The sequence below is a fragment of the Parabacteroides caecihominis genome (assembly GCF_023656785.1).
Classification (GTDB): Bacteria; Bacteroidota; Bacteroidia; order Bacteroidales; family Tannerellaceae; genus Parabacteroides; species Parabacteroides segnis.
Genome location: NZ_JAMOKS010000002.1, coordinates 302,443 through 316,927 on the forward strand (window position 1 = coordinate 302,443; position 14,485 = coordinate 316,927).

Sequence of the window (14,485 nt, forward strand, 5' to 3'; positions counted from 1 at the left end):
GATTTAGACCAGAATTCACATTGACAAACGTAATTTCTTCCAGATTCAAACCGGAACACAGAAAATATGAGACTTTTGCTTTGTCAATGGTCAAAAAAATGATATTTCCGATAATTCATGAAAGCAGAAAGTATCATGAAAACCACAGAAATCGATATTATCCCTAAATAGCCTTTAGCCTGAAAATAAGACATTTCGATCCAGCCTGAACAATATCCTATAAATAAAAGTAGTGCCGTAAACAGCAAACCATCAACCAAACCTGTATATAGCAGAAACAAACGTTTATTTTTGCCATACAACTTATATTTCCATCCATCCAGATTGATCGCCTCCCTTTTCTCCCATCCTAACAAAAGCCCTAATAAACTCATGACAAATAGCAATACAAAAATAGCTAGCCCAATAAATATCGACTTATCATGGATTATTTCCGGATTTTTAAAATAACCATATAGAAAATAACCACAGTATCCCAAACTAATGAGAAGAGCTATTTCCCATTCAAGACTATAACTCCTTTTTATCATTTTCAATTTCATGACCTTCCGTTTTAGTTTTCCACTCTTTTCTATTTTCCCAAAAATATGAAAAGCCTGTTGATATCTTCCTGACCTATTCCATATCCTAATCGATAAGACTTATTCTCATAATTAAATTGGACAGGTCCTTCAGCACCTCTTGTCCAAAAGACTTTCATTTTAATCCATATCGTTTCTTTATAATCGGATATTAATGAAAGATTATCCATAAACTCCTTCCTAAAAACCTGCTGTTTTAACTTAACACCTACCCGATTTTCAATAATTAAATATTTCTCATCAACAGTAATTGTTATTCTCCTAAATTCTTTATGCAAAATTATCTTCGATATAAAAAAGCCGTAAGCTCCACCTAACACAGCTGGTAAAACCCTCGAAGTATGGTGCATTCCCCATATATAGCTGCCCCCCAAAACAATAACCAAAGTAACCAAGACATTAAGAGAAGCGATCAACAAGTCTCTACGCGCTGGAACTTTTATGCTTAATTCTTTATTATTTGTATCCATATCTTATCTGATTATTTCATTCATAAAGAGGTTGCAACTGTTGTGCACAAAGCTGTTGTAAAGCGAATACTGCCACAAACAGCCAACAGAATGTTAGATTGAGTTTCCATGCGGTTATATTTTATATTCATCAATGGCTTTAAACATACGAATAAAAAATCAAATATCATTCATATTATAAAATATTAAACATGGAGATGCAATAATAAAATAACATCTCCATGTCAAGAAAGATTTTCTAGAATATGAATAGAAAAATAACTCTATTACTTTTTTATATCAAACTCATCCCATGTATAATATCCTGATGCAGGTGGATATGCTGAATTTTTAATCGCATTAATATAATTTTCACAATCACTCTCACCCTTCACCTTTATTTTCTTATAATTGACAGTCTGACTACCTAATTTCACATTAAACCATTTTGAGAATGAATAAACCTTTCCTGTCGCGTTATCCTTCATATCAAAAGAAACAACAGCTTTAAAATTTCCATGATAGAACTCTGTAGGTGACACATGTCTTATATCTTCATATACCGGATAATTTTCAACAAAAACAGAACCATATAGAGCACTAATTGTAGAATTACTTCCTGACGGCCTTCCAATAAGTATTTTAGAATAATATTTTTTATTTCCAATCCATCCAAACGGTTCTGGCTCATATCCACCGTATTCACCAACAGAAGAAGAACCGAATATATATGGATTATTATCTTCTGCTGCGATTTGCACATTAAAACTACTTATCGTTACTTTATTCCTGATAGCACTATTTATGATTAAATCGTTTTGGGTACAATCCAAATAATAGCGAAAATTATATACTCCCTTGTAAAAGGTTTGCGTATTAATATAAAAATCGTGAGAAATTCCTTCTATATTCAGAATTGGCATCTTACTCAGGTTCCATACGCCAAGCGATTCATTATATAGCGGCATATCATTAGGATTTGTTGAACAACCAGGAATGGGTAATTGTGAAACTGTTCCCCAACCAGGAAGCACCTGCTCCGCTTCGAAGGTAAACTTAGTATTAGAAGATAGGCGTAAATCAACTTTACCGACAGAAGGTTTACTTCCTCCTATTCCCAATATGGAACTGACAGCACCGGTCAACGCTTTAGCAGCAACCGAACCACCAGAGGTAAATATAGCCTGTAGGCCATTTTTCACACCGTCACCAATACCGGACATTGCTTTTCTTTTTATATTATTCCATAATCCTTTAAAAAAAGAATCATTTTTACTGATTCCTTCCTCTATCTTATCACCCAGACCTCGAACAACACCACCATTGTCGGCCACAATATTTGTTTTGGAATTGCTCTGCTTAAACATTTCACTGAGACTAATATTAAAATTAGAGGTAGGTGCCATAAATTCAACAGTTCCTGTTATTGAACCATCGGTCTTCCCGTCACCAGTTATAGTTGTTTTATTAACTGCCCATCCCATCATCTCAAAATTATATAGAGTTCCAACTGCAATAGATGGGTCATATGCACATTCAACTTCCAGACCATACCAATTATTGACCTGATACCCTTTCCCTATAAATTGTGTACCCATAACTGTTCCAGGAGGCGAAGTTATATAAGAAGGACTTGCAATCTTTTTTGTCATATCATCCGCAAACTCTGTTGTAAAATTTAACAGAGATGTTGATTTATCAACACGAATCCCCCAATACGAACTGCTAACTCCACCACCAGAAGCATTAGATAAAGCATAAACAAAAAAACGTAACAACCCTGTATGAGTATTATACAAAGCAAAATATTTATTTACCGTATTTTTTGTCAAATTACTGTAGACTAACACCCAATTATTCTCCCTCGAATAATATCGTTCGCTAAATATCGGACTATATGCATTAGGATCCAGCCATTCGTTCGGAATACCCAATGAGACTGTAGAACCTTTGGCCCAAGGTAATTCAATATTATCAGAACGACCTATATTAGGATTGTAAATTGGAAATTTATCCAACCTGTCCCACTCAAAATAGTCATCAAAGGCAGCTTTAGTTATAAGAGGTATTTCTCCTTCAGGTTCAGGGTTATCAGGTTCTGGTAAATCGTTATCCGTCTTACACTGACAAAAAACAACACCCAGAAAACTAATCATGGTAATTTTTAACAACCATGATCGATAGGCAAACAATTTCTTATTCATAGTATCTAATTTTATATGTTATCTACGATAATACAAATTCACCATACAAACAAACACCAGTCGCATCAGTAAAATAAACCGTGTATACTCCCGCCTCTTCTCCGCTTAAGTCAATATCCACTGAAGTCGTCTGCGGAGAAACGACTTGTTGATAAACCTGTCGGCCGTCTGAACTGACTACAGATATATTGACATCTCTCAATAATATGAGAAAATCAACATGGATTACACTATTATCCTGATTAACCATGAGATGAGAGGGATCTAAAAGGATAGAACGAACCCCACCAGTAGTATTTTTTGCTTTTCTTATTTTTACCTGATCTGCTTTCACGAAAAAAGTCGTGCTACAAATCATTGCAAGGGTTAACATTATACTAATCATTCTTGTTTTCATAACAATTATCGTTTAAAGTGACACCGCAAAACTAATAAGATACACATGAATATCATCCCTCTATTAACATATATTTAATCGATATGTTAATTTTGCAATAAGCTAATAATCAAGACAATACAAGACAACCTTTTAAGAAAAATCAATATTTCTTCTCCGATGATTAATATTTGGCAAATGCAGACCGATATGTTAACGGATTTAACCCTTGTTATTCAGCTTTTCCTCGATAAAAGTTATAATATCAGCGGCATCAGGAGCCTTCAATTTTTTTCGTATACTGGTCTTTCGGGTACGGACCGTATTAATTTGTTGTTTCATTATGCAGGCTATTTCAGTGGTATCCATATCAACTTTCAACAAGCAACAAAGTTGCATTTCCCGTTCATTCAAAACACCAGAATAAGCGACCTGCAATTTTTCGGCAAAACCATCATACAATATATTGATTGACACATAAAAATCTTCCCAATTCACCTCATTTGTACGTTGTTCTCCATAAAATAAACTATTAAATTTTTCAAGAAAGGTTTGATCTTTGTCTGATTTCTCATTGAGGTGGGACAAAACCTTTGTTATATTCAACTGCATGAGCAATGCTTTTCTTACCATTTTATTCTTTTCTTCTTCAGAAGAACCGGATAATACGACTTGCTTATCGGCATTACCGTTATTTTGATTTTCTTTTTCCATTTTTCGTAAAGCATCTACGGTCTCTTCCGCATTCGATAGATCCTGTTTCTTTTTCCATTTTTTGCAGACAATTACAATACCCAAAATGAACAACCCTAACGAAGCAATTCCGATAATCGTCGTAACTGCATAATATTGTATCAGATGTAATTTTTCATTCTCTTCCCGATACCTTATATAATTATAGATTCGCTCCGTTTCAGCCAACGAACTTTTACGTTGAAGTTGATAAATAGAATCAACACAAGTAACATATCGTTTCTGATTAAGAAATGCAGCCTCATAATTTCTATTTACTGCTTCCGTTTCCGCTAAGGCAGAATAATGAATAGCTTCCAATTCTATATCATTCGATGCTTCTACCATGGTTTTCACTTCATTCAACAACAGAAATGCAGAATCCGGCTCATTCAAATTTGCATAGATTTCAGATAAAACAATTTTTCGAGTTATCATTTCACTACTATCATTCTCCAATGACAAAGATCGCTGCAAATAACATTTTGCTTTTGGATATTGGCTATCTTCTCTCAAATAAACCCCTATATCATTATATATAGCAGCCATTTCTATCGTATCTTTCTGTTCGCGGGCAATATCTAATGCCTTCTCTAAATAAAAATAAGCACTGTCCCGATTGCCGTTTATCCCATATTCAGAGCCTATCGAATGTAGTAATGTACCTGTATACTTCTCTCCGGAAGTTTGACCGTAAATAGCATACGATGCTTTATAAGCCTCCAATGATTTATCAAAAGCATACTGCTTATCGTGTAACTCTCCTAAATAATAATTAGCCATCATCCCCAAAAGAGGGTCAGGTATCTCTCCTGCATATTCCGCCGCTTTCAGAAAATACAATCCGGATTCAAATAGCTTTCCGGCCTCTTCATAGACACGGCCTGCATAATAATTCGACCAGCCTTTTTGAGAAGCATTGCCTTGTTCTTTATAATATACCAATGATTTTAAAATAAGGGTGGTATCACGGGATAAATCCATATAACATTTATCCTTCGCCTTCGTATACATCAGCTGATAAGCGGCAAAGTCCGCCTGGTTCAATGTTTCCGGATGAGGGAAAGACGATAAAAGTGCCAATGCCCGATCCGGTTCATTCTCCATCAGAGAATCTGCCTGTTGTAATACTTTATCGAGTTGTCCTGAATGACAAGACAAAAGACCAATCACAATAATAATAAGGTAAACTTGCTTAAACGGTTTCATATTCAGAGCATTTAGATCAATGATTCTCGTTAATGCGGCAAATATAAGATTTTATAACCTGTTGGTAGAATTAAATCAGCGCATATTTAACTCTTCCGATCGGTTTTTCCTTTTTGAAATTAATATATTGCAGAAATAATTCTCGCCACCGTCAATCTCTTCAGCAATTCTTTCACGGATAGTATTGCAAAGGAATGCAGTGAACTTACGCCTGTCATTGTATTGCCTACGTGATATCAAATGGGGAAGTTCATTTCTGTATTCCTACAATAGGGCAAAGAAGTATGACTCGCTATCAATGCCAATCGCTTCTGATGTCATATGGGACAAACGCACCAATAGTTTTCTGGGCAGGAGTATTATTACTCCTGCTTTTGAATAATTGGATTTCAAGTTGGCTAAAAAATGGAAACTCTTAAAAATAAATCCTAAGAGACAGTTAGTATAAAGTAATTATGTCAACAAATTTTTTCAGTCAAATTACACAACCTTTAACTAGTATTTTTATGGGTTTAGGTATATTTCCTCTAATTAGAATTGTCTCTTGAAATTCTCCGATTTGTTTGGGACTGTAGGTTATGGTTATGTTATTCTGATCGCCTTTATTTATAGCTGTTTTATCATATTCGGTAGTTAAACATCCACATGAAGTATCAACGCCAATAATAACAAGGGGCTTATCTCCTATATTTTGAATTTCGAAAGAATATTTTGCTGTTTCTGATAAATTAATATTGCCAAAATCAATCAAATTTGTAGAGGCTAGAGCTGTCGTAGATATTTTGTGATAAATATCTTTTTTTTGCATCATATTTAAATATAGTTCTTTAATTTCAGAGTTATGTATAGGGTTTCCTATAGCTAAAACTTTATCTTGTTTGTCTAATAAAAAAGTTTGATAATCAAAGTTTTGTGGAAAGGAATTAAGTCTATTGATTGAATCGTTCATATCTATACAAACAGGATATTTGAAATCTGAAGCATATAATTCAGCCCTAATGTTTTTTATGTTTTGAGGGTGAAAGAAGAAGAGAAAACTAACATTACCAGGCATTACAGTATCTAAATAAGATATAAGTTCTTTCCATTGGCCAATTTTTAGTTTACAACTTATGCATCCTATAGAATCTATGTAAGTCAGAATTTTATATTGTGCATGGGAGGTGTCAAAAGTAACAGTATCCATCCCTAAAACTGTGTATATAGTATTAGTGGGATATTTAATCACTTTTCCTCTCCAGTCATTGATGACTTTTCTTGCAGAATCAGTATCTTTTTGCTGAAAACATGATGATAAAGTTAATATAAAAAAAATCAAAACGACATGCTTCATATATCTTATTTTTTAGAAATAATTTCAAATCTGCGTAAAGGTATTATATCCTCATTAAAATTTGGATTTAAAAAATGACTTTGGCTAATATATAACCCGTCTTTATCTACAAACATAATGAAAGGGTTATAGGTGTCTTTTGGCATCATTATTTCGTCTAACACTTGGAAGTCCTCATTCAATATCATGATGGTAAAAGTGTGACTTCCATATCTCATAAGTTCGCTGGGACTTATGTCTTCTTTGGATTCTATAGGGGGAAATGCAACACGGTAATACAGGTGTCTGTACGGGTCATACAAAAAAGGACCGTAACTTCCTTTTTGTAGCTTTTTCCAATAGGTGCCTATTGAAATAGATGATTTTTTAGGCATTTTGAAGTCTAATGTTGGTAAATATTTACTTTTTATTTTCAATTTGCGAACATGTTGGTGTGACATATCTGCGACATAAATATCATCCATGTTAAAAAATGAATAGACAAATCCGTTTCCATTGAAACATAGTTTAAAAGAAATGGATAAGAACTCTTTATTTTCTTCTTTTAACAGATTGTAGTATGTAAAAGGAAGTGTCTGAAATGCATGTGTTTGTATATTAAAAATGGCACACATCGGACTTTGCTGTAGTCGGATGTGGGGAGGATTCTCATGATCGACATATAACCCCAGGTAGATAGAATCTCCTACAATTTGGAAAGCATCGAATACGAAATGAATAGTTTTGCCATTTTCTGTTTTTCCTATAAAACGTTTTATTAGTTTGCCGTCCGAATTGATAAGAGTTATCCCCTCGGCATTTGTCTCGGTCAGATAAATCTCATTCAGTTTTTTAATTCGGAAACCAATAAATCTGCGTATGGATTCCGGTCCTTCCAATGGCATCGTCACTCTTTTGGCTAGTTTGCCTGTAGCCTTGTTATAGAATAACAGTTGAGGAAATGAACTGTGTTGAAACACAATAAATTCCGTTCCGGTACTGTCGGCAATAAGCTGTGGTGAATCGAGATTTTGAGTGGTCCAGGTATCTAATTTCAAGTTGATATAATTATCTGTGGGTTGTAATGTGTACAACTCTAATTGCTTCTTCTCATTAGCACACGATTGAAACAAAATAAAGAAAAAACAAATAATGGGTATAATACTATTAATCATATAATCATAAATGTAATGTTATTATCAAGAAGCAATGAGTGATAGCTATCACTCATTGCTTCTGATGGTTATTTACCAAGCAGGTACTTCTGGTTCTTTGTCTGGTTCTGGAGGAGTAATAATAACTTCATCATCACAAAGTGCACATGACTCAGATGATGTTGTTGGAGTACAAGTATACTCTTTTCCATTATCATGTCCATAACAGTTAGAACTTTTGAGAGAAATACTTAGAGCTGATACATTAGGATCAACATCAGAGTGTGCGCTTTGAGCCCTTGAGTAGTTGGCAACAAAAACTGTTGTACTTAATAAAAGAACAGCAGTGGATAATAAAATTTTCTTTTGCATACTATTCTATTTTTAAATGTTTACAAAAATATGAATGCATTATCAAATAATGGCATCAATTATATTAATTATAAATAAATGTATGGATATTTGCCATTTTTTACCTATAATATGAATTTCTTCAGCCTTCATTCGTAGCGCATAAATCAATACAAATTAGAATGAGATTCTTTCGCGGAATTTCAAGGTTTCCCTTTCATCGGTTAAAATAAACCCGTAATGGTTTTGAAGAAAGCAAAATTTTCTTGCAACACAGCAGTTTTATCCTTATCTTCGCTTGTCAAAGTTATTACTTCATTACCAACCATTTACCCCATTCTCTTCTTTGAAACAACCGTTACATTTCAGCGGCCGATAATTATCAGCCGTATGGTTGATAATTATGAACCAAACGGTTGATGATTGTCCGCCAATCGGTTGATGGTTATCAACCATTGATTAGCTGCCGTAGTAATTCTGTTTAGTACGTATAGTAAATCCAAAAACATCGGGATCTATTTTATATTTGTTCAGGAACAAAGAAACGGTTTCTCATCCTCCTTATACATATCATATATCATCCCAATAAAATAATTCATATCTTTGCCGGAAAAGTATACAAAAATCGTATGGGAATAGGAAAATGGATCGGCGGCATTATCGGATTTATGGCTTTAGGGCCTTTGGGCGCTCTGGCCGGAATCGTATTCGGCTCTTTGTTTGATGAAGGGATCAATCAGGCGGGACAGGCATACGGCGGAAGGAGTTATGAAAGTGAACCCTCCCCGGAAGACAGATACACGGGCCAGCGGAACAGCTTCCTTTTCTCCATGCTCGTGATGGCATCGTACATCATCAAAGCCGACGGGCGGATCATGCACAGTGAAATGGAGTTTGTGCGCCAGTTCCTCAGAAGAAATTTCGGAGAAATGGCCGTATCCCAGGGGGAACAGATTTTACTGAACCTTTTCGAACAACAGAAACGCATGGACCGTGAAAATCCGATGGCTTTCAAAAATACCATTCGGGAATGCGGAACACAGATCGCATACAACCTGAGTTACGAAGAACGCCTACAACTCCTGGCTTTTCTGGCTCAGATCGCCAAAAGCGACGGACATGTATGCGCGGAAGAGATAGAAGCTCTCAAAGAAGTAGCCTTATCCATGGGATTATCGGACAGAGAGGTCGAGTCGATGCTTAATCTGGAAACAAATACGCTGGAAGAGGCTTACAAGGTTCTTGAAATAACACCGGAAGCAACCAACGAAGAAGTACGTGCCGCCTATCGCCGGCTTGCCCTGAAACACCATCCGGACAAAGTGGCCGCCTTAGGAGAAGATATCCACAAAGCAGCCAACGAAAAATTCCAGCGCATCAATGATGCTAAGGCAAAAATTTATAAAGCACGGGGGATGAATTGATTTTTTTAATCGTATTTTTGCACACTGTTAGGATAATTGTATAATTAATAAAGTATCTATGTCACACGAAGCAATCGCCTGCATCCTGCAACAGGAGGCTGAAGCAGTACTGAATATCCCGGTAACCTCCGGCTATGAAGAAGCAGTAACTCTTATTGTCAAATATGTTCACGAACTGGGAGGAAAACTGATTACCAGCGGAATGGGAAAAGCCGGCCAGATTGCCATGAACATTGCTACCACCTTCAGTTCGACCGGTACGCCGGCCTTTTTCCTGCATCCCAGCGAAGCACAACATGGCGACTTGGGCATCGTACGTGACAATGATATCATGTTGCTGATCTCCAATTCCGGAAAGACACGCGAATTGCTGGAACTGGTAGAACTGACACGCGGCCTGGTGCCCGACATGAAATTTATCGTTATCACCAGCAATTCGGAAAGTTCGCTGGCAAAAGATGCCGACGTATGCCTGCTTACAGGAGCTCCGAAAGAAGTTTGTCCGCTGGGACTCACTCCGACCACTTCAACGACGGTGATGACCGTTATCGGGGATATTTTGGTGGTAGGGACGATGAAAAGGATCAATTTCAACAATAAAGACTATGCCAAACGGCATCACGGCGGTTACCTCGGATCGAAAAGCCGCGAACAGAGCAAGAACGAATAGACTATAAACAGCCCATTATATGAGAAAAGTTATTGGCATCGGAGAGACGATTCTCGACATTATCTTTAAGAACGACCAGCCGCACACAGCCGTGCCGGGCGGATCAGTCTTCAACGGATTGGTGTCGCTGGGGCGTCTGGGAGTCCCGGTTTCTTTCATCAGCGAAGTCGGCAACGACCATGTAGGTGAGATCATCCGTAGATTCATGGAAGAGAATCATATCTCGACAGAATTTGTAGACCGTTTCCCGGACGGGAAGAGTCCGATATCGCTGGCTTTCCTCGACAATGAAAACAATGCCAATTATACTTTTTATAAGGATTACCCCAAACAACGGCTGGAAGTACCGCTACCGGTCATCAATGAGGACGATATCTTTATTTTCGGTTCCTATTATTCCCTGAATCCGGCTCTGAGAGAACGGATGGTTGAATTTCTGGAATATGCGAAAGAACGGAAAGCGATCATTTATTATGATCCGAACTTCCGGAAAGCGCATGCACATGAAGCGATATACCTCACTCCCACCATCCTCGAAAATCTGGAATATGCAGATATCGTACGTGGTTCGGACGAAGACTTCTTCAATATTTTCGGAAAGACAGAGGTAGAACGGGTCTATACCGACCATATCAAATTTTACTGTGAACGGTTCATCTCCACACACGGAGCAAACGGGGTGAATCTGTACACAGGCAAATTGTCCGAACATTTCGATACGGACATGATCAATCCGGTCAGTACCATCGGTGCCGGAGATAATTTCAATGCCGGCATCATTTACGGATTATTGAAATATAATATCGGATATCATGATCTTCCGACCATGAGCAAAGAAACCAGGGAAAAGATTATCCGCTGCGGCATGGACCTTGCGTCTGAAGTATGCCAAAGCTATGATAATTACATTTCTAAAGAATTTGCAACCACATACCGCCAGTAGTCTTAAATATCATTAACTCCGGTACGAAAAAGGGCAGGAATTATTATCTTTGTAATGTATGTATGCTAGAAAGACGATGTTAGTAAAGATTTTTTCTCTGTTTGCTTGTGTTACGTTGATAACGGGTTGTTCCTCCAACAGTCCGGAAATACGGACGCTCTGCCTGCGCGATGATATAGGGAATTATATTCTGAAATGGGAAACCGAACCGCAAATGGAAGGTATACTCAAGATGTATGTTTCCGACGATCCCGAATCGTTCAACAGATCTCTTCCCGCAGGATATGCCAACATAAAAGACGGTGTCACGACTTATATCACCAACGATAATATGTCGCGTAAATATTTCCTGTTGTCTTTCAACGATAAATATTTCAAGACGATCGGTGCCCGCTCCGTATCGATGGACAGCCTCCAGAATCTACGGGAAATCGGTGGCTACGGGACTGCCCACAACCATAAAACGACCCGCTGGGGACAGGTATTCCGCTCCGGACAACTCAGCTCCCTGAGCGAATGGGATTCGATCCGTCTGAACAATCTGCATATCAAAACGGTTATAGACCTGCGCGGGAATGATGAAGTAGCAGCCAGTCCGCTACGTTATTCCAATGCAAACATCGTACACATCCCTATTCCCATAAAGAATATGGACCACGTAGTTGCCCGCATACAGGAAGACCGGATGCGTAAAGGAGACGGAATCCTGTTCATGCAGGATAATTATTTACAGTACGTTACTGATTACAGCGAACAATACGCCAAGGCGCTCGATGTTTTTCTGGATAAGGATAATTATCCGATCCTGATTAACTGCTCGATGGGAAAAGACCGTACGGGTTACCTGACCGCCATGCTGCTGTTTGCTCTCGGAATACCGGAAGAGACGATCATAAAAGATTACATGGCTTCCAACGAGAACATCAATATCGGACATCTGGCCTATATGGCACGTGATCTGAGCACAAATGCACAGGAAACGATCACCACATTGGTCACTGTCAACGAAGGGTTGATCGACCTGGTCCTGAAACGGATCCGGAAAGATTACGGTTCGGTAGACAAATATCTGTCAAAAGGATTACATCTGACAGATAAGAAGCGGGATACATTAAAAGATATTTTACTATATTAATGTGAATCCGAATTATTTATCTACCTTTGTACCCTCTGAATTTATTATATACACATATATCACATTTTGAAAACATTTGAAGAATTAGGAGTTGCCGCCCCCATATTGAAGGCAATCCAGGAAATGGGTTACGAATCGCCCATGCCGGTACAGGAAGAAGTGATTCCTTTCTTGCTGGGAGAAGACAACGACGTAATTGCATTGGCACAAACAGGAACAGGAAAAACAGCCGCTTTCGGCCTGCCTATCCTGCAGAAGATCGATGTGACAAGATATCAGCCTCAAGCACTCATACTTTGTCCCACCAGGGAACTTTGTCTGCAAATTGCCGACGACCTGAATGATTACTCCAAATATATCGACAACCTGAAGGTGCTGCCGGTATACGGAGGTTCCAGCATTGAAAGTCAGATCAAGACGTTGAAACGTGGCGTACATGTAGTTGTAGCGACACCGGGACGTCTGCTCGACCTGATGAACCGTAAGACAGTCGATCTGAGCACTGTAAAGAACGTGATCCTGGATGAAGCGGACGAAATGCTGAACATGGGATTCACCGACAGCATCAATGCGATTCTGGCTGAGGTTCCGCCCGCACGTAACATGTTACTTTTCTCCGCTACAATGCCGCAGGGTATTGCCAGCATCATGAAGAAGTACATGAAGAACCCGAAAGAAATCGTTATCGGGAACAAAAACGAAGGAAACAAGAACATCAAGGATATCTACTATATGGTTCGTGCACAGGATAAATACCTGGCATTGAAGCGTATTGCTGACTTCTATCCGAACATCTACGGTATCGTTTTTTGCCGTACCCGTAAGGAAACACAGGAAATTGCCGACAAACTGATACAGGATGGTTACAACGCTGATTCGCTGCATGGCGAACTGAGCCAGGCACAGCGCGACTATGTGATGCAGAAGTTCCGTGTTAAAAACATCCAGTTGTTGGTCGCTACCGATGTTGCTGCCCGCGGACTGGACGTGGATGACCTGACTCACGTAATTAACTACGGTTTACCCGATGAAGTAGAATCTTATACTCACCGCCGTGGCCGTACAGGTCGTGCCGGCAAGACTGGTATTTCTATTTCCATCTGCCACGTAAAGGAAAAAGGCAAGATACGTCTGATCGAGAATATCATCAAGAAGAAATTCGAAAAAGGTGAAATGCCGACCGGACACGACATTTGTGAAAAACAGCTTTTCAACCTCGTCGACCAGATCGAAAAAGTGAAGGTGGACGAAGAAGAGATCGCAACACTGATGCCGCAGATCTATCGCAAACTGGAATGGCTGGACAAGGAAGACATCATCAAACGTGTTGTTTCGCTGGAATTCAACCGTATGATCAACTATTATAAAGATGCTGACGAGATACAGGCAGTGGACGAACGTTCGGCCCGTCTCGATCGTGCAGAGCGTGGCGAAAGCCGTTCGCGCAATGCAGAAGAAGGTTTCTCACGCTTCTTCCTGAACTTCGGTAAGGCTGACGGTTTATTCCCGAACCAACTGATCGAACTGGTCAACAAATGCGTACCGGGCAAGGTTCGTATCGGTAAGATCGACCTGCGCGACAACTTCTCATTCTTCGAAGTAGAGGAAGGCGAAGCACAACGCGTAATGGACAGCATGAACGGTTTCGAGATCGAAGGACGCCGTATCTCCGTTGAGCCTGCACAAGGCAAGGGCGAAGGCAGAAGCAGCCGGGGCGGAGGATTCAGTCGTGGAGGAAATAACTCACGCGGTGGCGGTAGTGGTTCCAGAGGCGGTTATAAAGGTGGCGGTGGCTATAAAGGCAAACGCGACGGCGGATTCAGCGGCAGCACAACCGACAGACGTAACGGCGAAAAACCGTGGAGACGTGAAACGTCAGACCGCAATGCCCGTAAGAAAAGATACTAATCTATATTATAGATAGCAAAAAGAGGGGGCGGAATCG

At 38.9% G+C, this 14,485-nt stretch carries 13 protein-coding genes; 5 read left to right on the plus strand and 8 right to left on the minus strand.

Annotated elements, in window-relative coordinates:
• Positions 1 to 83 precede the first annotated feature (83 nt).
• The 8 genes from NBH14_RS02315 to NBH14_RS02355 all read right to left on the minus strand — a co-directional run bounded on the left by NBH14_RS02315 (position 84) and on the right by NBH14_RS02355 (position 8,389).
• Positions 84 to 542, minus strand: coding sequence for a hypothetical protein (locus NBH14_RS02315; RefSeq protein ID WP_186958035.1), 459 nt, complete (start codon positions 540 to 542; stop codon positions 84 to 86).
• Between the two features lie 29 nt (positions 543 to 571).
• Entirely contained in the window at positions 572 to 1,051 is a 480-nt protein-coding gene (locus NBH14_RS02320; protein WP_186958034.1) for a hypothetical protein, read from the minus strand.
• 266 nt (positions 1,052 to 1,317) lie between these two features.
• Positions 1,318 to 3,234, minus strand: coding sequence for a hypothetical protein (locus NBH14_RS02325; protein ID WP_186958033.1), 1,917 nt, complete (start codon positions 3,232 to 3,234; stop codon positions 1,318 to 1,320).
• 22 nt (positions 3,235 to 3,256) lie between these two features.
• The gene (locus NBH14_RS02330) at positions 3,257 to 3,631 is read right to left on the minus strand and encodes a DUF3244 domain-containing protein (RefSeq protein WP_186958032.1); all 375 of its coding nucleotides are present in this window, start codon (positions 3,629 to 3,631) and stop codon (positions 3,257 to 3,259) included.
• Between the two features lie 201 nt (positions 3,632 to 3,832).
• Positions 3,833 to 5,551, minus strand: coding sequence for a LuxR C-terminal-related transcriptional regulator (locus tag NBH14_RS02335; protein ID WP_186958031.1), 1,719 nt, complete (start codon positions 5,549 to 5,551; stop codon positions 3,833 to 3,835).
• Positions 5,552 to 6,026: 475 nt separating this feature from the next.
• The gene (locus NBH14_RS02345) at positions 6,027 to 6,884 is read right to left on the minus strand and encodes a DUF1573 domain-containing protein (protein WP_186958030.1); all 858 of its coding nucleotides are present in this window, start codon (positions 6,882 to 6,884) and stop codon (positions 6,027 to 6,029) included.
• A gap of 5 nt (positions 6,885 to 6,889) precedes the next feature.
• Positions 6,890 to 7,921, minus strand: a complete 1,032-nt coding sequence (locus NBH14_RS02350; RefSeq protein WP_250817098.1) for a DUF4221 family protein — start codon at positions 7,919 to 7,921, stop codon at positions 6,890 to 6,892.
• Positions 7,922 to 8,110: 189 nt separating this feature from the next.
• The gene (locus NBH14_RS02355) at positions 8,111 to 8,389 is read right to left on the minus strand and encodes a hypothetical protein (RefSeq protein WP_186958028.1); all 279 of its coding nucleotides are present in this window, start codon (positions 8,387 to 8,389) and stop codon (positions 8,111 to 8,113) included.
• Between the two features lie 608 nt (positions 8,390 to 8,997).
• Between NBH14_RS02355 and NBH14_RS02360 the strand changes: the two genes are divergently transcribed.
• The 5 genes from NBH14_RS02360 (at position 8,998) to NBH14_RS02380 (ending at position 14,448) form a co-directional block, all read left to right on the plus strand.
• The gene (locus tag NBH14_RS02360; protein WP_122326713.1) at positions 8,998 to 9,792 is read left to right on the plus strand and encodes a DnaJ domain-containing protein; all 795 of its coding nucleotides are present in this window, start codon (positions 8,998 to 9,000) and stop codon (positions 9,790 to 9,792) included.
• A 58-nt stretch (positions 9,793 to 9,850) separates the two neighbouring features.
• The gene (locus NBH14_RS02365) at positions 9,851 to 10,462 is read left to right on the plus strand and encodes an SIS domain-containing protein (RefSeq protein ID WP_009860606.1); all 612 of its coding nucleotides are present in this window, start codon (positions 9,851 to 9,853) and stop codon (positions 10,460 to 10,462) included.
• A gap of 19 nt (positions 10,463 to 10,481) precedes the next feature.
• A complete protein-coding gene (locus NBH14_RS02370) occupies positions 10,482 to 11,405 on the plus strand; it encodes a carbohydrate kinase family protein (RefSeq protein WP_250817100.1) in 924 nt (307 codons plus the stop codon).
• Between the two features lie 76 nt (positions 11,406 to 11,481).
• Positions 11,482 to 12,540 (plus strand): tyrosine-protein phosphatase, encoded by a 1,059-nt coding sequence (locus NBH14_RS02375; RefSeq protein WP_186958145.1) that lies wholly within the window; start codon positions 11,482 to 11,484, stop codon positions 12,538 to 12,540.
• Between the two features lie 123 nt (positions 12,541 to 12,663).
• On the plus strand, positions 12,664 to 14,448 hold the full coding sequence (locus NBH14_RS02380; protein ID WP_186958144.1) for a DEAD/DEAH box helicase: 1,785 nt from the start codon (positions 12,664 to 12,666) through the stop codon (positions 14,446 to 14,448).
• Positions 14,449 to 14,485 lie beyond the last annotated feature (37 nt).